The sequence below is a fragment of the Congregibacter sp. genome (assembly GCF_965660375.1).
In the GTDB taxonomy this organism is placed as follows: domain Bacteria; phylum Pseudomonadota; class Gammaproteobacteria; order Pseudomonadales; family Halieaceae; genus Congregibacter.
In genome coordinates this window covers 1-19,373 of record NZ_CBFHZO010000011.1, presented here as the reverse complement: position 1 = coordinate 19,373, position 19,373 = coordinate 1, and the positions used below count along the sequence as shown (strand labels likewise).

18 protein-coding genes are annotated in these 19,373 nt (G+C 56.7%); 7 read left to right on the top strand and 11 right to left on the bottom strand.

The annotated features are described in order from the left end of the window. The first annotated feature begins 97 nt into the window (after nucleotides 1-97). Nucleotides 98-1,177, top strand: coding sequence for an efflux RND transporter periplasmic adaptor subunit (locus ACTG3T_RS00830; RefSeq protein ID WP_439100366.1), 1,080 nt, complete (start codon nucleotides 98-100; stop codon nucleotides 1,175-1,177). Beyond that, nucleotides 1,174-4,230, top strand: a complete 3,057-nt coding sequence (locus ACTG3T_RS00825) for an efflux RND transporter permease subunit (protein WP_439100365.1) — start codon at nucleotides 1,174-1,176, stop codon at nucleotides 4,228-4,230. Before ACTG3T_RS00830 ends, ACTG3T_RS00825 begins: the two co-directional genes overlap by 4 nt. Before the next feature lie 22 nt (nucleotides 4,231-4,252). On the opposite strand, the gene ACTG3T_RS00820 is transcribed toward ACTG3T_RS00825, so the two are convergent. The 7 genes from ACTG3T_RS00820 to ACTG3T_RS00790 form a co-directional block, all read right to left on the bottom strand. Further along, nucleotides 4,253-5,332, bottom strand: a complete 1,080-nt coding sequence (locus ACTG3T_RS00820; protein ID WP_439100364.1) for an MFS transporter — start codon at nucleotides 5,330-5,332, stop codon at nucleotides 4,253-4,255. A gap of 265 nt (nucleotides 5,333-5,597) precedes the next feature. Further along, entirely contained in the window at nucleotides 5,598-6,860 is a 1,263-nt protein-coding gene (locus ACTG3T_RS00815; RefSeq protein ID WP_439100363.1) for an MFS transporter, read from the bottom strand. After that, a complete protein-coding gene (locus ACTG3T_RS00810; protein ID WP_439100362.1) occupies nucleotides 6,857-7,693 on the bottom strand; it encodes a ChaN family lipoprotein in 837 nt (278 codons plus the stop codon). The genes ACTG3T_RS00815 and ACTG3T_RS00810 overlap by 4 nt, the downstream gene beginning before the upstream one ends. Nucleotides 7,694-7,710: 17 nt before the next feature. Then, complete coding sequence (locus tag ACTG3T_RS00805) at nucleotides 7,711-8,925, bottom strand: cation:proton antiporter (RefSeq protein WP_439100361.1); 1,215 nt, start codon at nucleotides 8,923-8,925, stop codon at nucleotides 7,711-7,713. 160 nt (nucleotides 8,926-9,085) lie between these two features. Beyond that, complete coding sequence (locus tag ACTG3T_RS00800) at nucleotides 9,086-9,496, bottom strand: DUF4149 domain-containing protein (RefSeq protein ID WP_439100360.1); 411 nt, start codon at nucleotides 9,494-9,496, stop codon at nucleotides 9,086-9,088. 56 nt (nucleotides 9,497-9,552) lie between these two features. Continuing rightward, nucleotides 9,553-10,278, bottom strand: a complete 726-nt coding sequence (locus ACTG3T_RS00795; RefSeq protein ID WP_439100359.1) for an HAD family hydrolase — start codon at nucleotides 10,276-10,278, stop codon at nucleotides 9,553-9,555. A 16-nt stretch (nucleotides 10,279-10,294) separates the two neighbouring features. Further along, complete coding sequence (locus tag ACTG3T_RS00790) at nucleotides 10,295-10,609, bottom strand: high-potential iron-sulfur protein (RefSeq protein ID WP_439100358.1); 315 nt, start codon at nucleotides 10,607-10,609, stop codon at nucleotides 10,295-10,297. A gap of 328 nt (nucleotides 10,610-10,937) precedes the next feature. Here ACTG3T_RS00790 and ACTG3T_RS00785 point away from each other — a divergent pair, with 328 nt between their 5' ends. From ACTG3T_RS00785 to ACTG3T_RS00770, 4 genes are all read left to right on the top strand, one after another. Next, entirely contained in the window at nucleotides 10,938-11,078 is a 141-nt protein-coding gene (locus ACTG3T_RS00785) for a hypothetical protein (protein WP_439100357.1), read from the top strand. A gap of 99 nt (nucleotides 11,079-11,177) precedes the next feature. Further along, nucleotides 11,178-13,145: an acetoacetate--CoA ligase gene (locus ACTG3T_RS00780; protein WP_439100356.1), complete on the top strand. Its 1,968-nt coding sequence runs from the start codon at nucleotides 11,178-11,180 to the stop codon at nucleotides 13,143-13,145. A 103-nt stretch (nucleotides 13,146-13,248) separates the two neighbouring features. Further along, the gene (locus ACTG3T_RS00775; protein ID WP_439100355.1) at nucleotides 13,249-14,397 is read left to right on the top strand and encodes a patatin-like phospholipase family protein; all 1,149 of its coding nucleotides are present in this window, start codon (nucleotides 13,249-13,251) and stop codon (nucleotides 14,395-14,397) included. Next, nucleotides 14,394-14,810 carry a DUF4174 domain-containing protein gene (locus tag ACTG3T_RS00770; protein WP_439100354.1) on the top strand — a complete coding sequence of 139 codons (417 nt, stop codon included), beginning with the start codon at nucleotides 14,394-14,396 and terminating at the stop codon, nucleotides 14,808-14,810. Before ACTG3T_RS00775 ends, ACTG3T_RS00770 begins: the two co-directional genes overlap by 4 nt. Before the next feature lie 4 nt (nucleotides 14,811-14,814). Here the strand turns inward: ACTG3T_RS00770 and ACTG3T_RS00765 are convergent, their stop codons facing one another. Genes ACTG3T_RS00765 through ACTG3T_RS00750 form a run of 4 tightly spaced genes read right to left on the bottom strand, consistent with a single transcriptional unit; the run spans nucleotide 14,815 to nucleotide 18,516 of the window. Beyond that, entirely contained in the window at nucleotides 14,815-15,936 is a 1,122-nt protein-coding gene (locus tag ACTG3T_RS00765) for an aminotransferase class V-fold PLP-dependent enzyme (protein ID WP_439100353.1), read from the bottom strand. Continuing rightward, entirely contained in the window at nucleotides 15,936-17,120 is a 1,185-nt protein-coding gene (locus tag ACTG3T_RS00760) for a PrnB family protein (protein WP_439100352.1), read from the bottom strand. The genes ACTG3T_RS00765 and ACTG3T_RS00760 overlap by 1 nt, the downstream gene beginning before the upstream one ends. A gap of 11 nt (nucleotides 17,121-17,131) precedes the next feature. Continuing rightward, nucleotides 17,132-18,175, bottom strand: a complete 1,044-nt coding sequence (locus ACTG3T_RS00755; RefSeq protein WP_439100351.1) for an aldo/keto reductase — start codon at nucleotides 18,173-18,175, stop codon at nucleotides 17,132-17,134. Continuing rightward, entirely contained in the window at nucleotides 18,163-18,516 is a 354-nt protein-coding gene (locus ACTG3T_RS00750; RefSeq protein WP_439100350.1) for a TIGR04076 family protein, read from the bottom strand. The genes ACTG3T_RS00755 and ACTG3T_RS00750 overlap by 13 nt, the downstream gene beginning before the upstream one ends. 365 nt (nucleotides 18,517-18,881) lie before the next feature. Here ACTG3T_RS00750 and ACTG3T_RS00745 point away from each other — a divergent pair. Continuing rightward, nucleotides 18,882-19,373 (top strand): hypothetical protein (locus tag ACTG3T_RS00745; RefSeq protein WP_439100349.1); only part of this gene is annotated, 492 nt, incomplete at its 3' end.

Here is a 19,373-nt window from a genome sequence, read left to right as displayed (position 1 = left end):
AAGCGTTTTTCGTGATCGGTTAACAGCCACTGTAATATTTGACTCGCCAGTTTGTTACCTTACGTATAGCGATACCACTCCTGGAGCCTCCCTGATTATGCGACACCCTTGTTCTACAGCTTCACCGCTGTCGCGCCCGATTGTCCTTCTGGCAATGACAGTGGGCATAGTGGCCTGTGGCGATCGCAGTGAGCCTCCGCTGATTGATCAGAGCATCCGTCCTGCCAGAATCATGACTGTGGAAGGGGGAATCGTGAATCAACAGTATGAATTCGCAGGTCGGATTGAGGCGGCGCAGTCCATCGATGTGTCTTTCGAGGTTTCAGGGCCCCTGGTCGAGCTGCCTATAAAGGAAGGCCAGACGATTGCAGAGGGCGCACTGGTAGCTGCGCTGGACCCCACGGACTTCGAGCTGGCGGTACGTGAAGCTGAGGTGCAGCTGCAGCTGTCAGAGCAGGATTTAAGCCGCAAACGCCAGATTTTGGCTGAAAACGGCATTGCCAAGTCCACAGTGGATGATGCGCAGTCTGAGTATGAGCTGCAGCTCGTGCGCTTGCGTCGTGCTCAGGAGGGCTTGCTGGATTCAAAGATCTACGCGCCCTTCGAGGCGTATGTGGCGCGTCGCTATCTCGATAATCGCGTCAATATCAGGCCTTCCGACCCCGTCGCCAGGCTGCTTGATCTCAACGAACTCCTCGTAGTGATCAGTGTTCCCGAGAACCTCGTTGCGACTATCAAGCGCGAGCAGATTGTGGCGTCCTGGGTGGAGTTTTCCTTTGCCGAGGGTGAAAAATTTCCCGTGGAGTATCGCGAAAATCGTGGTGAGGCCTCTGATGTGGCGCAAACCTATGAAGTGACCTTCTCCATGCCGAGGCCGCAGAACTGGACAGTGCTCCCGGGTATGACAGCGACGGTAACGCTTCAGCAGCAGGCCAATACCGATACACAGATCCTGCTGCCGTCGTCGGCTCTGGTTGCCACACCTAATAATGAGATTGCTGTTTGGGTCTACGAGCCGGGCGATCAGAGTGTGACCCGCAGAGTGGTGGAAACGGGGCCGCCGGGTCAGGCTGGAGTTCCGGTGCTTTCGGGTCTGGAAGAGGGGCAGCAAATTGTGACCGTAGGCGCAGGTCAGCTTCAGGCGGGTATGCGCGTCAGACCTATGCAAAACCCATGAAGAACATTGCGCAGCATGTTGTCGAGAAGCCTATTTATGCCTGGTTCGTAACACTGGCTTGTCTCGCTGGAGGCCTTCACGGTATCGAGAACGTAGGACGTCTCGAAGACCCGGCATTTCCTATGGCGACCGCCTTTGTCATAACGAACTATCCCGGTGCATCCGCTGAAGAGGTAGAGCTGGAAGTCACCGATCGGGTTGAGATTGCGCTGCAAGAGCTGCCCTATGTAGAAAAGATCATCTCCAAGTCGGTACCCGGACGATCAGAGGTGCAGGTGGATCTGCTGGAGGAATACGGCGCAGAGGAGCTTCCGCAAATATTTGACGAACTTAGGCGACGGGTCTCTGAAGCTGAAATGCGGCTGCCACCAGGCGCTGGGCAGCCGCTGGTCGAAGACGATTTCGGGGATGTTTTCGGTATTCTCTACACCGTTGCGGCGCCGGATTACAGCGACAGTGAGTTATACGATATGGCAAGAGACATATCGACGCAGCTCAAGCGTGTACCCAACGTCGCCAAGGTCGATACTCGCGGAGTGCCCTACGAGGCAGTTTATCTGGAGATTGACCATAGCCGCTTAACTCGTCTGGGTTTGTCGATTCAGGATTTGAGCCAGAGAATCCAGTCTGAGAACCAAGTGGTCTCCGCGGGATCGACAGTCTTTGATGGACGCCGGCTGCGTATCTCCCAGCCCACACCCATCGACAGCGTTGACGCGCTTTACAATCTGAGAATCGGTAGACCCGGCTCCACGGAAAACCTGCGTCTGGGCGATATCGTCAGCATCAGTCGGGAATCCATCGAAACGCCTCCGGAGATCATTCGGTCCAATGGCAAGCCGGTATTCATTGTCGCCGTATCTATTACCAAAGGGCAGAACGTCGTCGCAGTCGGCGAAGCGGTGGATAAAAAGATGCAAGAGGTAATAGCTAATCTGCCCCTGGGCGTTAGCGTCGACGCTGTCTACAGCCAACACCGGGTAGTCGACGAAGCGATCTCCACCTTCCTCAAAAATCTGGCAATTTCTGTGCTCACGGTTATTTTTGCGCTCTGTATCTTTATGGGATGGCGTGCGGGCACTGTGGTCGGACTCGTACTCCTGCTCACGGTTCTGGGCACAATCTCCATTATGAACTTCGCTGGCATTGAGCTTCAGCGAATCTCTCTGGGCGCGCTCATGATTGCCATGGGCATGCTCGTCGACAACGGCATTGTAGTAGCGGAAGGCATGGTGGTAGGGGTGCGCCGAGGACTCAAGCCCAAGGACGCTGCGGTGCAATCTGTCGTGCGCACGCAATATGCCTTATTGGGCGCGACCATTATTGGGATACTGGCCTTTGCTCCCATCAGTCTTTCGGACGATAACAGCGGACATTTTTTGCTGTCGCTGTTTCAGGTGATTGCGATATCACTGCTGCTGAGCTGGTTTCTGGCGATCACCGTGATACCGCTCATTGGAAGTTACCTGCTGAAACCCGTTGATGCTGTCGACGAGAGCAAGCTCTACAGCGCCTGGTATTTCCGGCCCTATGCACTGGTGGTGCGATTTGGGCTGCACAGGCCATGGGTGTGTACACTTTTCATCGTTGCGATCACCGGGGCCTGTCTATGGTCCATGACTCTGGTTAAGACGAGTTTCTTCCCCACTACCAACTCACCGTTCTTTTACGTTGATTATCGGCTACCGGAAGGCACGGACATACTCACGACCTCCAGGGACATAGCCTCTCTCGAAAAAGGAATGGCAGAGATTGATGGGATTTTGGCCGTGACCAGCTTTATTGGTCGGGGCTCACCTCGATATATGTCGACGCTGAGACCGGAGCAACCGAATCCCGCCTATGGTCGCATGATGATGCGGGTGGCTGATGTACGCGAGCTGAACGAGCTGATGATCACGGCCGCTGAATATGTCAGTGCAGAAAAACCCGACGCCGAGATAGAGGTCACACGGGCGGAGTTCTCGCCCGCCGGCTCCTCAAAAATCGAAGCGCGACTGTCAGGCCCCGATACCACTGTGCTTCGGCAGTTAGCGGAAGAAGTCAGCGCTGTGTATCTGAAACAGAACCTGGTGGGTCTGAAAACGGACTGGAGAGATCAGTCCCTGCAACTGGTTCCCGAATTTAATGACTCCAACGCGCAGCTTGCGGGGGTATCGCGTAATGACCTCTCTCGAGCTCTCGCTTACAACATGCTCGGAGTGAATATCGGATTGTTGAGAGACGACGATAAACTCGTGCCTATCGTCGCAAGAGCCACGGCCGCCGAAAGAGCCGATCTCTCAGGACTCAGTGGGAAACAAATCTGGAGTCCCACACAGCGGCAATACGTTCCCCTGTCGCAGATAGTACCCGCGTTTAATATCGAACCCAGAGATACCACTATTTTCCGGCGGGATCGCGTACGCACGCTGACGGCACAGGCAAATCCTCAGCCCGGCTTTAACGTCAATGAGGTGTTTAAGCGCGTGCGCCCGGAAGTAGAAGCGATTGTGATGCCGCCCGGCTACCAGTTCGAATGGGGCGGTGAGTTTGAGGCCAACGAACAGGCCAATGAGGCTACGAGCAAACGCATGCCCCTGGCCTTCGGTATTATGTTTGTCATTACCGTGCTTATGTTTGGCGCGCTAAAGCAGCCGATCGTAATCTGGCTCACTGTGCCCATGGTGCTTTGCGGTGTGGCCCTCGGACTGCTGTTAACCGACCTTCCTCTGACGTTTCCGTCTTTCCTTGGCGTGCTCAGCCTGTCGGGCATGTTAATCAAAAACTGCATTGTGCTTATCGATGAGATAGACAAGCGTCTGGACGAGGGAGAGCGCTCCCTGGCCACTATGGCCTTGGCCAGCCTCAGTCGGTTGCGACCGGTTATGTTGGCCGCCCTGACAACAGTTGTGGGTATGTCGCCCCTGCTGACCGATGCTTTTTTCCGAGAAATGGCGGTGTGCATTATGAGTGGGCTGCTGTTTGCCACATTGTTGACGCTTATAGCGGTGCCGGTTTTCTATCGCATCGCCCTTGGTTCCAGCCTTGTAAGCCGCGCCGGCGAAAGCTGATTTGGGATCGGCGATGTTGGGCCTAGGGTCTGAGCCCGCGTGTCTGCTGCCAGGACAAAACGCATACCAGGGCCGCGTAGAAACTGGTGAGACCCACGGTGCCCCACCAGCCACCTAGATCATAGGCGAGGGCGCCGGACCAGCTGCCCATGCCGCCACCCAAAAACATAAGCGTGATGTACAGGGTCATGAGTCGGGTGCGGACCTCGGGCGGTTTGTTGAGGCTGGTCATGCGGCCGGTCACATCCACCATGGGTCCCACGGTGCTCATTAATCCGATGGGCAGCAGCAGGAACAGCCAGTGAATCTGGGCAAGGCTGAGGGTCAAAATTCCGCAAAAGTTGATGCTTGCCACACGCAAACGTGCCTTTTCGGCACCAAAGCGATCCGCCCAGCGGCCCAGACGCGGCGTCACCAGCAGGCCCACTCCGGAGAACGCTGCCAGGTAACCTACAATATCTGTACCGAGATTCAGCTCGTCGCTGGTGAGATGCAGCCCGATACCCAGCCAGCAGCTTAAAAATGCTGAGAAGCCGAGGCCCTGAATAATCCCTGAGACCATGACCCGGGGATGCTCCGTGGCCAACATAATGAGCGACGTCAATAGTTTGCCATAGCTCTCCCCGGGGCTTTGCTCGGAGGTCTCTTCCCTGTCCATGAGCATTGGCAGCACGATCATGGAAAGCGCCATCAGGCCTGCGGCCATCCAATAAACACTCCGCCATCCCAACAGTTCGCCCATGACGCCCGAGGTTACCCGCGAGAGCTGTACACCGGCGATAACGCCGGTCGTCAATACGGCAGTGACAAAGCCCAGGCGTTCTATGGGCACGCGTTTTGAGGTGTAGGCGGGGAGGAGGTAGGGCGTGATGGTAAAAAACCCCAACAGGCTCGACGCTGTGATGAAGAGCCAATAGTCCTTTACCGTGGCCATTAACGTGAGAGCCACCACCTGTGCGGCGATGCACATAACGGCCAGGCGACGGTTGCTCATGCGATCACCCAGGGGCAGAAGAAACAGTACCCCTAATGCCAGGGCTATCTGGTTCAGCGCGGGCACCAGGCCCACCAGTCCGTAGCTCACTGCAAAGCTGTCGGCCACGGGCCCGATAATCGGGTGTATGTAGTAGGCGTTTGCCGTGACGATGGCGCCCGCTGCCGCGAGCAGAATGACCTCACGGGTGCCGAGCTGTCGGGCGCTAGTGACGTTCAGGGGATATGTCCATCTGCCAAAGGGATGCCATCATAGGGTGATGTTCGCACCCTGATAAGCCCTCATTTAGGGGAGAAGGGTTGGTTGCCTGTCTTGTTGGCCGCGATCGCCATAGCCGCCTCGTCTATCATTGCAGTGCGGAATTCGCTACGGGTCAATACCCGTTCGCTGGAGTTGTTCGCTGATTTTGCCAGCCCAATGCAAGGGTGAGGAGTAGGCCAAACACCGAGGCGCCGGCGAGAATGCTGAAATAGTATGAGTAGCCGGTTGCAGCGCCGTAGGTGTCTAGGAGCCACCCGACCATGGGGTAGGCAAAGATATCAGCGGTGAATCCAATGGTGGATACCAGGCCCACGGCGGTACCCGTGACCAGCAGCGGTACTTTGCTCTCTTCCATGAGTGCAAAGTAGATTCCGCGCAAAGCGAAAACCGCGATGGCGACCGCAGAGATCTGAATCCACAGCATCCACAGAAGATCAGCCCTGCCGGGAATAACCGCGAGGGCGGCATAGCCCAGTGCAGAAATAATGAAAGCGATGGATACCGCTCGGGAGGCCCGGATTCGATCCGCCAGGAACCCTGCCGCGATGGCAGAGATGGGACGCAGCCATTCCCTGAACGCGCTGAGGCTCGCACCAAAGACCTTATCCTGATCAAAAGCTTTTTCGGCAAAAGTGGCGAACTCGAAGGAACCGAGATAGAGCCAGTACGCTATAAGAATGATCAGTGCCTGAAGCCATACGGCGGGCATCTTGGCAACAACGCTCAGCTGTCCCTCGGGGGCGACGTTATCATCTCTGTGCGTGAGCGAACCGTGGGCATGATCGGCGGGAATAAAGGCAAGCACGCAGACCCCCGCAGCCACTGAAGCCGTCGCATAAAGCAGGATGACGCTGACCAGTCCGTCTGCGGCCAGAGCAGACCGGGAAAACACCCAGGCGCTGGCCGTCATCATTACCGCGCCCACCAAACCGCGCCCGGCATCGAGAATGCCGAAGGTTCGTCCCTGATCGTCGGATCCGCCCCACAAGCGTGCCGCCTTAACCAGCGCCGCCCAGAAGGTGAGGATCGTTGACACTCCCCAGAAGGCATGGAGGGCCAGCAGCATGGGATAGCTGGGGATCGTCGCCATGTAAAAGCCACCCAGACCCGTGGTGAAAAGGGAGAACGACAGCAGCGTGCGGGTCGCTACGCGGTCCGAGAGCCAGCCACCGGCAAAATAGGCGGTAATGGCCAGCAGCCCGTACATCGAATTCATGATGCCGAGCTGCGTGTAGCTGATATCGAAGACCTCCTGCATGCTCGTCTGAAAGCCCTGGCGCATGTACACCAGCAAATAAATGCTGTCGCCGGCAAGGATGAGGCTGGCCATATACAGCCAGCGCGATAGTTGTGAGTTCTGACTCCGTCGATTCACCGCATCATTCCCTGGCAGGGATCTTCTCTGGGTACTGGGTCTGCGAGAAGCCTGTGGTCGTAGATTGTTACATCGCTGACAGCTGTGATCGCTGGAGTTTTCTCCAATTGACCAATGCTCACCACCACCGTATCCGGCGAAGCCGCTGCGATCGCAGCGGGCATACCCCAGTCTTTACGGGCGTGTCCTGTGCCGGTGATGACCACTACCGGACCGCCCGTCTGTTCCAGCGCTGTCAACGCAGTCAAAGCAAAGGAGGCATCGCGGAGCCGCTGCGCTTCCACCATGCCGCCGAGGAGCTCGGATGGCAGCATATTGCAGTGCACGGCCTTTTGCTGCGCCTCGCGGGCTGCCTGCTGGCTCTCGGGTAGAGGGCTGTTGAGGCGAAAAGCGTTGCTGTCGCCGGTAAAGACGGAGCTGGCGTTTTCGCTGACGGCGCGGCGCACAAAATCTCTGGGTAAAGCCATCCCATAGATTGACGCATTCCCCGTCGCTTCAAAAACGGGTTGATACATGTCCCAGCTTGGCCAGCCGCTGTCTTGCCAGTTAATGGCATCGCGCAAGGCATCCCCGCGATCGGACATGCTGTTGGCAATCTCTGCCTGCTCGGCGGTGAGCATTTCGAAGGCTACCGCGGTGGGCTGCAGGGCCCGGATGTATGTTGATTGGGTGAGGTGATGCCGGGGGTTGTCGTGAACCTCGCCCACAATAATGATCTGCGCGGATTCGGGCACCGCCGGAAGTCTCGCTTCCCGAAAAGACAGCTCACTGCACGCAGCAAAGCTGGGCAGCAGCGCTCCCAACACTATTTTCTTCAGCAGTTTTCCAGTCAAGGTGGGTTCCCGGCGTGTCAGCGCAATTCCTGTTGATCGCCATAGATGCGGTAGAACATTTTTATCCAGAACGGCGAGAACAGGGTCGTGTAGGCAATGACCAATACGATAGCCGCATAGGTCGGGCCATCAAAGATACCGGCGACGCGGCCCAGTTCGGCAAAGATGAGGCCGACCTCTCCCCGGGGAACCATTGCCATACCCACGGCAAACTTCATTAACCAGTGTTCCCTGCGGAGCATAAAGCCGCCGGCGATCTTTCCAAGAATAGCGACAATCGTCAGGCTGATGGAAAACAGCCAGACGAACGCAGAAGCCCAATCCACTTCACGAAGATCTAATGACAAACCCACCGTGACGAAAAAAATGGGTGTAAAAAGAGAGACGATGGGGCGCATCTCGCGCTGCACCCGATCAGCAAAGTTCGGGTCCCGACCCAGGGCCGCCCCAAAGGGGAGAAAGAAGCGTCGTGAGAGCGCCAGCCCGGCGGCAAAACCTCCCAGTAACTCCGGGGCCCCTGAGGCATGCGCCGCCCAGGCAAACAACAGGACCAGCGCGACGACCAGCGTTGCGACTACGCCGGTGCTTTCGTCATTAACGGCAAAGCGACTGATCAACGCCGAGAGTACTTTAGCCAGCACCGGGGCGAGAACAAAAAACAGACCCACGAGCAGGGAAAGGCGCCCCACATTGGTAATACTCAGGTCTCCCGTTTGCGCGAACTCATAAAGAAACGCCAGCAGTAGCACGCCCAACACGTCGTCTATGACCGCGGCCCCCAGAACGATCTGGCCCTCGCGACTGTCCTGGCGGCCCACATCGCGAAGGATGCGCACCGTCACCCCGATGCTCGTGGCGGTTAGGGTGCCTCCAATAAACATGGCGAGCAGTAATTCCTGCCCAAACACATAGCGACTGACCCCAAACCCCAGCGCGAAGGGTACAAAGAACCCGCCGACGGCAACACTCGCCGAGCGCCAGCCCGATTTGGCCAGGCGCGACAGATCCGTATCCACGCCCACTTCAAAGAGCAGGAGAATGATGCCGATTTCAGCGAGCAGGCGAATGAGCTCGGTGGGTTCAAGCCACCCAAGCAAACTTGGTCCGAGGATGATGCCAGCGACGAGTTCGCCGATGACGCTGGGCGCACCGAAGCGCGCCGCGATGGTGGACGCGGCACGAGCAGCCACCAGAATAATCGCCAGCTGCAGAAACACCATGGAGGCATCCATGATCTAGAGCGCCTGTCTACTGGGGACGCTCGCAGGACAGTTGTCCATAATGGTTACCCCGCCGCTTTATAGGAATGTCAGAGCAATAGAGGGGGTAGTGTTGGCCGGTTGGAATTTTTTTTCAACGTATCCGACGCGGAATGCGAGCTGCTTCCAAACGCTAAAAAACGCGTAGTAGCACATATGCCATGGCAGCGATCTGGGTAAGTCCCGCCACGACAGACAACATGTGTAGCCGGTTGAACTGTTTGCGGTCCTCTGCATCGGACGCTCGATTGATGGCCGGCATAAGTTGCTGCCGCAGGGGCACCGTTGACAGCGCAACGACAGCCAGGACCGCGCAAGCGATCAAGTCGATGTTCACCAGCAACACAGCGGCAACCGAAGCCGTTGCAATGAGCCAGAGATAAAATGACTCAAATGCTCTTCGCAGCAAAGCCCCTGCCTCGTCGGGCGGGAGCGTTTTAAAGAGAAACGCGGCAAAGGACGAGGAGTAAAGCAGCGTTCCTCCAAAGAGAAACGCTGCTGTCAGCTGCGCTGCACCTAGCTGTATCGAAGCTATCGACGCCATTGCATTACTGCCACCGACTGATGCTGCTGATCATTCCAACTTCCAACTGTTTTCGCCTAGATCGGCGTGTTGGAAGCGTGGGTATCCCCAAAAAAAGGAGCGGGGTTCGGCTGCAGAGACTCCATATCATCGGACCAAAGGGAGTGAGCGCGTTTGACCGTGCTGTAAATATCCCGTGTGGCCAACACGTTGTTTTCCAACAACGCGTATTCCCCGGCGTAGAGATAGCATTGAAGATCGGCCTCGAGGGCAGATGCTTGAGCTCTTGCCGTGTCTTCGATGGCAATCACCTCCTGAGGCTGTTCCCCGAGTTGCTGCAGCGCGTAACGGTAGATCGCAGGATCCGGTTTCTCTTTTGAGACATCATTACGATGGCAGACAAAGTCGAAGCTGCTTAACTCAATGCCCTCCACCTGGCTCGCAAGCAATGCGGTCAGCGTCGGGTCCTCGGTGGTCACCCACCCGAGTCGAATGTCATTGCGCTGGCAAAAACCAATCACGTCAAGGATGCCCTGCCGCGGCTTGAGACCCCCGTCGATGATTCGGGCAAAGTGCCTACGCTGCAGCGCGAGCACTTCATCTGCCAGTCCCATCGGCGCCCCCTCACCCAGGGCAAGCTCCAAACGACGGAACTCGTCGGGCAGTTGCAACAATGAGCAGTAGGCTGCCACGTTCCAGTAGAGGTCCAGCCCCAGTTCCTCGAAAGCGGCGTTATAGGCCAATCGCTGAAGGCGGGATGTTTCGACAACAACGCCGGTCGAACCCAATAGGCAGGCTTTCATGGCCGCTATTCCTACCTTAGGCCACCCAGCCGTTGCACCAGCCTGAAGCGTGGACGCGCTTGCCGGCGAAGATGGGGCACAGTCCATACTCGTCATCGATCTTTTGGTACAGCGTGCAGGTGGTGCACTGCTGCTTGGCGCCATCAGGACCTGCTTTCTTGCTCCATTTGGCTGTATCGACGGTAGTGTGATCAGCCGCGTAACCCATGGCTACTGCTGTTCCATCGTCCTCTGTAATAATTTCCTGCGCGTGACTGAAGCGCGCAATCAATAGGCCGGACCCAGCTACTGCGGTGGTCTTAAGAAAATTGCGACGATTGAGCTTGTTCATTGGGAAGTCTCCGAAAGTGTATTTCAAGAGAGTTACGTGAGCAGAGTCGCGCTTGGCTCACTATTGTTCATGGTTTGTCACGCTTCCTTGCACCAATTTGGTGCATATGAGAATCATTTGCGTTTCAAATCTCATTGAATGGGTCAGGCCTCTCTTTCTCCCAAATCTCATATTTGTAGCGCTTTTGTCGTGACTCGTGACATAGACACTAAGTAAACGCAGGAGTCCGGAGACAAAAAAAGCAGCGTATTCACTATTGTCCGCGGCACACATCGCCACGCACTTAAGTCATATCAACACCACAGGTTTACTGTGAAGGATTGCGAAAATGGAAGTTGCATCATTGCCGATATTGAATCTCATTATTCTCGGATCCGTCTTTTTATTTGGCTTTCGGGAGCTGGGTAAATTGCAGACTCAGGCTATCCGGGTGGAAGAAGAGCAGGATATTCGTAGCCGACGCTCCTGAGGCCTCCTTGCCAAGGCCTCCGACATCGGGGAGTTACAATTGGGGACTTAAAACAATGCTGATAAGCTGCGCGCTTTATATAGCTAAAAAGGCCGGCGCGTGGACCAGGAACAAGCTCTTTGGCAGCCCAGCTCCGATAGAATCGCGAACAGCCCCCTAAGTCGCTTCGAAGCCTTCATTGGCGATCGCGTCGGATACCCTTCCGGTCGTCCCTTCGAAGGTTATCTTGATCTTCATCGCTGGTCGGTCACAGAACCGGATGAATTCTGGCAGTGCGTTTGGGATTTCACCGATGTCCGAGCCAGCCGTGATGCCGATAATGTGCTGGCTGATGGAGATCGTTTTCCCGGTGCCCGGTGGTTTGACGGTGCACGGCTTAACTACGCAGAGAACCTTCTGGATCGTCAGCTCGATGGCGTCGCGCTCATCGGGCGTCTCGAAAATGGCGAACGCCGAGAGGTCAGCTGGTCGGAGCTCCATCGGCAGGTAGCACTTACCGCCGCAGCACTTCGCGAAAGCGGGGTACAGAAAGGCGATCGCGTCGCAGGTATGCTTCCCAATGTTCCCGAGACCGTTATCGCAATGCTTGCCACCGCCAGCATCGGTGCGCTGTGGTCTTCCTGCTCTCCCGATTTCGGGGTAAGCGGCGTCCTGGATCGCTTTGGGCAGATTCAGCCCAAAGTTTTGATTGCCTGCGATGGCTATTACTACAACGGCAAAGCCATCGACTGCAGTGCCAAGATCGCGGAGGTCGCGTCGCGGTTGTCCCCCGCTGCGACCGTCGTTGTTCCTTTATTGGACGTACCGGTGGCCAAGACCGTCAGCTGGCCGGCTTACCTTAAGGCACAGCAAACCCCGTCGGGCAGTGCGCCCGAGTTGCAGTTTGAGCAATTACCCTTCGACCACCCCCTGTTCATTATGTACTCCTCGGGCACTACGGGAGCCCCAAAATGCATTGTGCACAGCGCCGGAGGCACGCTTTTACAGCATCTTAAGGAGCACCAGCTCCACGGGGGACTGGCACCGGGCGATGTTCTTTTCTATTTCACAACCTGCGGTTGGATGATGTGGAACTGGATGGTTGGTGGGCTGGCAAGTGGTGTGACGCTGGTCCTCTACGATGGGTCACCTTTTTATCCCGGTCCGGAGACGCTCTTCGACATTGCGGATGAGGACGGAATCAACGTGTTTGGCGTGGGCGCGAAGTACATTTCGGCATTGGAAAAGCAGGGCCTCAAGCCCGCGAAAACCCATAAGCTGAAAACGCTGCGCACAGTGCTCTCCACGGGTTCGCCTCTTTCCCACGAAAGCTTCCGCTATATCTACCGAGACGTTAAAAAAGATGTTTGCCTGTCGTCCATTTCCGGTGGCACGGACATTATTTCCTGTTTTGTTTTAGGCAACGAGTGTCTACCGGTCTACGAGGGAGAGCTGCAGTGCCCGGGCCTGGGTATGGCCGTTGAGGTGTGGGACGAACAGGGCAAGCCTGTTACCGGAGCCAAGGGCGAAATGGTCTGCGTAAAGCCATTTCCCTCGGCGCCGGTCGGCTTTTGGAATGACCCCGATGGTAAGCGCTATCACGATGCCTATTTCGCATCCTACGACGGCATCTGGGCCCACGGCGATTACGCTGAAATTACCTCCAGCGGCGGCATGATTATTCACGGTCGCTCCGATGCTGTGCTGAATCCCGGTGGGGTTCGCATTGGTACCGCCGAAATCTATCGTCAGGTCGAGAAGATTGATGCCGTAATGGATAGCGTCTGCATTGGTCAGAACTGGGATGATGATGTGCGGGTGGTACTGTTCGTGGTGCTCAAAGAAGGTGAGACACTTACCGAAGAACTGGCCACGGAAATCCGTCTGGCGATCCGAAAAGAAAATACGCCACGGCACGTTCCCGCAAAAATTCTCGCAGTGACGGATATCCCCCGAACGCGCTCCGGGAAAATTGCAGAGATTCCCGTGCGAAAAGTGGTGAACGGGGAGACCATCGACAATACCGAGTCCCTGGCAAACCCTGAGTCATTGAGTCAGTTCAAAAATCGTCCCGAGCTTGAATCCTGACCAGCAGCATTTGCATAAGCTCTCAGCCATATCGGTAGTCTGACGTAGCTTCCCCTCGCCGCAGCCGGTATCTTAGCTTCACGACTGGCACCCGCGAGACCCTATGAAAAACGCGCTTATTCTCTCTGGCGGCGGCGCCCGCGCCGCTTACCAGGTGGGTGTTTTAAAGGCGATTGCCGAGCTGTTGCCCGTGGGCGCTAAAAACCCTTTTTCGGTGGTTTGTGGCACGTCGGCGGGGGCTATCAACGCGGTCACCGTGGCGGCCCATGACGGCAGCTTTGCAGAAGCCGTCAATATTCTCGAGTCGGTGTGGATGGGGCTGACGCCCGATGATGTGTACCGCAGCGGCTGGGGCGCCATGGCACGCAGCGGTGGTCGCCTCGCATTGTCGCTGGTGAATCGCGGTGTAGGCGTGGGAAAACCGGTGGCGCTCCTGGACAACTCACCGCTGCGGGACCTCATCAAAGGCACCATCAACTTTGAGAAAATCGACCGCGCTATCGCCCGGGGTGATCTCGATGCGGTCTGCGTGACGGCCACGGGTTACCAGTCGGCGCGGTCCATGTGTTTTTACCAGGCCAACGCCGATATCAGTGACTGGTCGCGCTACCGGCGTAGCGGTCGACGCACCCTGCTCAACGTCGATCACCTCATGGCGTCATCGGCCATCCCCACGATGTTTCCCGCCACCCGAATCGAGTATGAATATTTTGGTGATGGTGCGGTGCGGCAACTTGCGCCTCTCAGTCCCGCTCTGCATCTGGGGGCTCATCGTCTGTTTATTGTGGGTGTCAGCGCCAATCGCGAAAGACACCCGGCCGATTCGGTGCCCAGAACAAGCGCCGCCCATTCTCCGTCCCTGGCACAGATCATTGGCCACCTGTTGAACAGCGCCTTTATTGACAGTCTTGAGAGCGACATCGAGCGACTGGATCGTATCAATAACCTCCTTGCTTCCCTGCCGCCCGACACTCAGGGCGGAGCCTCAAAGCTTCGCTTCATTGAACGCCAGGTGATTTCGCCTTCAGAAGAACTCGACGTGATTGCTGCAAAGAATATCGACGCCCTCCATCCCAGTGTGCGCTTTTTGCTTCGCGCTACGGGGGGCACCGAGAGTGGGGCCGGCTCTACTGCGGCGTCCTATCTCCTGTTTGCCAAACCCTTTGTGGAGTCGCTGATTGCCCTGGGTTATCGGGACGCGATGTGGAAGCGGGATGACATCGCCGGTTTTCTCGGGGTACCAGGGGAATGAGATATCTATGTTTGCTGTTTCTGGCCTGTGTCTGCGCAGTAGGGCACGCTCAAGAGCCCAAACTGCTTAGTCAGTTGAGTGAGCTTCACTGGACGAATCGCATTCTGGTGATCTACGAGCCAGAGGCGGCTGATGGGCTGCAAGACCTTCTTAAGGAAAGTAAGAGGGCCTTCGATGAACGCAGACTCATTTGGTTTCTGGTTTTCAATGGCGAAACAAAGACCAACCTTAAGCAGGGAGTGGGCGCAGACCTGCTGAAAAACATACGACGTCAGTTAAATCCTGAAGACCAGGAGGTTCTGCTCATTGGATTGGATGGAAGGGTCAAAGTGCGTGATCAGCAGCTAAACCTTGATGCCCTTTACGCCACGATCGATGCCATGCCCATGCGGCGCGCCGAGGCGCGAAAATAAAGTCTTAAGACTGGGGCAGACACTCAAGAACGCGAGCCATATCCTCACGGTCGTTGTAAAAATGCGGTGACAAGCGAATACCCTCGCTGCGGACATCAAACTGCAAACCCGCCTCGCGTAACGCGTCTGCAAACTGGTCTTGTCGCTCTCCTAACTGAAGAACCACGGTGCCGCCCCGTTCTTCCGGAGCCACCGGCGATACTAACCACTGGGGATTTACCTCAGAGCATATATCCTGAAGCAAGCGACGGTTGTGATCTTCGACTCGGCCAAGCCCGATATCCAGCAATGACTCTATCGCATGGGCTGCCACCAGGGCCGGTGCTACGCTGGGTGTGCCGCCCCAGAAGCGCAGGGCATCTCCGGCATATTCAAAATGATGGATGTCGAATTCGAAGGGGTCGCTGTGAGAAAACCACCCCACCTCCGTGGGTTCGCAGACGGCCAGCCGCTCGGGGTTGACCCACATAAAGCCCGCGCCCGGCCCGCCACATAACCACTTGATGCAGGAGCCGACAATAAAGTCCGCATTCCAGCGGCGGGCATCCACCGGGCGCACACCGATAGATTGCGCAACGTCCACGACGCTGATGGCGCCGCTTGCGCGTGCTAGACGGGCAAGCACGGCTATGTCATGGCATTCGCTGGTGTTCGAGTGCACGTGCGTGAATACCACGCAATGTACCCGCTCATCGATGTACCGGTCCCAGACGTTCGGGTCCAGAGTGTTCTCGCTTCTGGGGATAATCGTGAGCTCAAAGCCCCGGCGCTCCGCGATGGCCAGCACAAAGCCCAACGAGGGAAAGGCTCTTTCGGCGATAAGCAGTCGATTACGCGCTGGGTCTGCGGGTAGGGCATTAAGCACGTGGCTCAGTCCCGAGGTGACGCTCGGCTGGGGACAAATCATGGCTGCGTCGTGATGGATGACCTCGCCAAGGGCCTTACGAAAGCGGTCGAAGGCTTTCATCCAATGCCCCCAAACCTGGTCATCACTGCCAACCCAGGGGCCGAACAATCCCTCTGACAACGCGGCGGCCGCATTCCGGGGAGGCAGGCCTGCCGAGTGATTCAGCAAATAACCCCGTCCGTCAGGCCACCCTTTGCCCAGCTTCCCGTCATCTGTCATCAGCCAGCATCTCCCAGCGCCGCCCTGATCGAGGCGATGTCATTGTGGCGGCTTTGAATATCGTCCCGCGGCGCCGCCGTGCGCAGATCTCTGAGTTTCTGCAGCGCGGCCATGAGCACCTCAAGGGGCGGTCCGCTGGCGGTCACATGGGTCAGATGTTTCTCATCCAGCTCCGAAGAGGGTTTTTCGATAAAGCGCTCCACCAGCTGATTGTGATGCTGGGCTGCGGTTTGGCCGTGGGCCTCACAAACCCTGAGAAACAGTCGTGCGTTTTCCTCAAAATAGCGGCCACAGTCTTTCGGTGACTTGAGACCTTCGAGAATCTGATCCATCAGGCTCTCCCGGCGCATGCAATCCCGCAGGCGTGCCTGATCCTCGGGCATCATGTACAGAAACTTATCCACCAGTAGTTGGGAGTAGGACGGGTCTTCCGCACGACATAAGCCCAGGAGCAGGTCTATCTCATTAATGCCCGCAAAGTCGCCGGCATTGGCGCCTCGATACTCGCTCTTACCCACGCGGTAGGGCTTGTAATAGGGTCTCACCGAGTAAAAGAACCGCGCAGGATCCAGTTGCTCAAAAAGTTGTTCGTTATAGCGAACGACATCCTCCAGAGCCTGATGGGCAGCGAGCAGCAGATCACCGCTTACCGGGTGAGTGATTCCCAGGGGCACCGTTCGCACCAAAGCATCCGCAGCGCGTTTGAAGGCAAAGATCCCCCGGGTGTTGTAATCGAGAAAGAGAAACTCGTCCGGGAGCTTGGTAAAACTGCGATAGACGCCGTTGCTCGCCAGGTTATGCGTCGATAGATGACTGGTAGCAAAGCGGGGGGCGACGCCCAGGGAAGCCCCAATGTGCAGCGCGAGACCGGAGGCTTCGATGAGCGGTGAGCTTTGTTCCCGCGAGGGTTCGGTAATTTCGTGGCGGCGACAGGCCCCCATGTATAGACCCACATTGCCGAGTAAGGAAAACGCCGCTTCAAAGCCCTCGTCGGTATTGCCCTCGTTATGCAGTCCGATAATGTGCGCGCGGCCCTCATCATGAAGCTGTTGCCGAAGCCGCTCTCCGCTTGCGCTGATGTTGGCAGGGTCCTCCTGGGCGAAGTACAGCTCCTCGAGCTCGCTGTTGATCTCGATAAAGCTGGTGCGTATCCAGTCGTCGTACCGCTGGGCGTTGACGCTCATGCCGGCGCTTCCTATTCGGCGTTGAGGTTGTATTTCATGATGCTGCCATGGGGGCCATTCTTGTCGCGCTCCAAATCAAAAACATCATCGGCCGGTATCTGCATTTGCGCTTTGATGGTCTGAATGGCGCTACGATCCTCCTCATCCATCTCCAATGCAAAAACCTCTTTGTAGCGATCGACGTGATCGGCGTTTCGGGAACCGATGATCACGGCGGCAACCTGCGCCTGTTCAAGAACCCAGTTCGACGCTACGCTTGCGACACTTACGTCATGTTTCCTGCCAATGCGATCCAATGCCTCCAGCAGGGTCTGGAAGAGATCCCAGCCCCCAATCTCATCAATCATCAGTTTGTACTTAATCAATGAACGATTCGCAAAGGAGCTGGGCTCGGGCTGACCCAGCCAGCGGTCACTCAGAAACCCCCCGGCGAGGGTGCCGTAGCAAAGAAGGTGCATGTTGTGTTCGGCGCAGAGAGCTAAAAGGGCCTTTTCAGGCCGGGGATCCAGGAGAGAGTATTGAACCTGGGTAGTGGTCAGCGTGACCCCGGCGTCCAGAATCTCCCAACTCCTGGCGGTATTGAAGTTGGTGAGTGATAGAAGCTCAATTTTTCCTGCCTGCTGCAATTCTCCGAGCCACGCGGCGGTCTCCACGGCACCCGGTACCGCGTAGTTCCACCAATGGAACTGCACCATGTCCAGTCGTTCCAGCTTGAGGCGCTGCAGGGAGCGATCGATGATCGCCTCCACATCCGTTTTCTTTAGCTTTCCCAGTTGGTCGTAGTCCGGGACATATTTTGTATGGACGCGAATTGGCAACGGTTCACTTCTGGCGTTATTGGCGGCGACAAACTCGCCGATCATCGCTTCCACACCCGTATAGATGTCGGCGCAGTCAAAGGTATTTATGCCCCTCTCCACAAAGGCGAACATGTCTGCCACGGGGTCCGAGGAGATTTCGTCGCTGTGTCCGTCAGACAGCTGCCAGCCTCCTTTGATGACTCGGGAAATCTCGTAGGACTCCGTCAGGGCGTAACGCTTGATCATTCCTTCCATGGATTGTTCTCGGGCAGTGGTTCAAGGGTGGTATCGGAGCGGGTAAAAACCTGTTTGCCGATGCGACTGATGCGAAACCGTGCACCACAATGGGGGTCCGGGCAGGCGATAACGTGATCGGTGGCCATCCAGTCAAACTCATTCAGAGGGCGTTGCTTGCTTGGCAGTAAAGGCAGTAGCGCCGACAGTGCATAGAGAGAGAAGGGTTTGTCTGTTTCGAAAAACAGGTTCTCACCACGCACTTCAAAGGCGCTGCCCAGCTCATGGCCACAGACAAAGGGTTTGTCGCCCTCGATGGTTTCGACTCGCAGGTCGTAGAGAGTGAATGTTGGGTCGTCCATGGGAAGTCCTTTCCACGTTATTTGCTGTGGCCTCGATAGCGCGCGCGTACTGATGCCCCACGCCGGGTAGTGCTCTCCTGTTAACTAGGCAATGCGAGGAACACCGTTGCGGAAGTTCGCATTACAGCGACAAGCCCAGCGCCACAAAAACAAGATCGAAGCTTAGCATGAGGGATGTATGCGACGGGTTGATAGCGGATCGCAAAAGAGTCTGTCGGTGCCGCGTTGTTACCGCAGCTGTTCATGGTCAGAGCAAAGGAATACCATCGTCGTCGTGTGCTTTGGAGGTCGGGTTTTCGCCTTTGGGCGCGTTGCAATTTCTATGGTGATCGCAGAGCGGACGCGAGGTGATTGGAGATAGCTTCATGAAGATACGAATAGAGGTGAAGAGTGTTTTCCGGCTCAGATCGGCTCTGTCCCTCGCTGGGGCCATCTGCTTTGCTGTTTGCGTATCGGTGAGCGCAAGCGCGGGTTTAGAAGTAACAGAAGCACCGCGTGCGTCTGCTGTGGAGGAAGGGCAGAACAGTGCACCCCCTGCTAACAAATCCAGCCTGGATTTTACGCGTTTAGCCTCATCTTACATCGATGCCTGGCGCGAGTTTTATCCCTCTCGCGCCTTTGGCTATGGCGATGTCGCCAGCGCCGGCGCGTTTGAGGATTTCAGCGAGGCAGAGCTGGCTAGCTGGTTGGCGCTCAACGGGGCCACAGAAAAGTCTTTGCGGACTGCGCTTGCAGGCTCCACGGGCGTACTGCTCGGCGACCAAAACGTAGACGCCCGGGTGATCCTCGCGCAGGTGCAGAACGAACTGGCGACCTGGAGAGAAGACGAGCCGCTCACGCGGCAGCCCCAATGGTAT

What these genes read in the sequence shown, in the direction of transcription:
- ACTG3T_RS00790 (WP_439100358.1), bottom strand. Translation starts at nt 10,609, where the DNA reads ATGAACAAGCTCAATCGTCGCAATTTTCTTAAGACCACCGCAGTAGCT.
- ACTG3T_RS00765 (WP_439100353.1), bottom strand. Translation starts at nt 15,936, where the DNA reads ATGACAGATGACGGGAAGCTGGGCAAAGGGTGGCCTGACGGACGGGGT.
- ACTG3T_RS00785 (WP_439100357.1), top strand. Translation starts at nt 10,938, where the DNA reads ATGGAAGTTGCATCATTGCCGATATTGAATCTCATTATTCTCGGATCC.
- ACTG3T_RS00805 (WP_439100361.1), bottom strand. Translation starts at nt 8,925, where the DNA reads ATGGATGCCTCCATGGTGTTTCTGCAGCTGGCGATTATTCTGGTGGCT.
- ACTG3T_RS00775 (WP_439100355.1), top strand. Translation starts at nt 13,249, where the DNA reads ATGAAAAACGCGCTTATTCTCTCTGGCGGCGGCGCCCGCGCCGCTTAC.
- ACTG3T_RS00750 (WP_439100350.1), bottom strand. Translation starts at nt 18,516, where the DNA reads ATGGACGACCCAACATTCACTCTCTACGACCTGCGAGTCGAAACCATC.
- ACTG3T_RS00795 (WP_439100359.1), bottom strand. Translation starts at nt 10,278, where the DNA reads ATGAAAGCCTGCCTATTGGGTTCGACCGGCGTTGTTGTCGAAACATCC.
- ACTG3T_RS00800 (WP_439100360.1), bottom strand. Translation starts at nt 9,496, where the DNA reads ATGGCGTCGATAGCTTCGATACAGCTAGGTGCAGCGCAGCTGACAGCA.
- ACTG3T_RS00760 (WP_439100352.1), bottom strand. Translation starts at nt 17,120, where the DNA reads ATGAGCGTCAACGCCCAGCGGTACGACGACTGGATACGCACCAGCTTT.
- ACTG3T_RS00770 (WP_439100354.1), top strand. Translation starts at nt 14,394, where the DNA reads ATGAGATATCTATGTTTGCTGTTTCTGGCCTGTGTCTGCGCAGTAGGG.
- ACTG3T_RS00830 (WP_439100366.1), top strand. Translation starts at nt 98, where the DNA reads ATGCGACACCCTTGTTCTACAGCTTCACCGCTGTCGCGCCCGATTGTC.
- ACTG3T_RS00755 (WP_439100351.1), bottom strand. Translation starts at nt 18,175, where the DNA reads ATGGAAGGAATGATCAAGCGTTACGCCCTGACGGAGTCCTACGAGATT.
- ACTG3T_RS00825 (WP_439100365.1), top strand. Translation starts at nt 1,174, where the DNA reads ATGAAGAACATTGCGCAGCATGTTGTCGAGAAGCCTATTTATGCCTGG.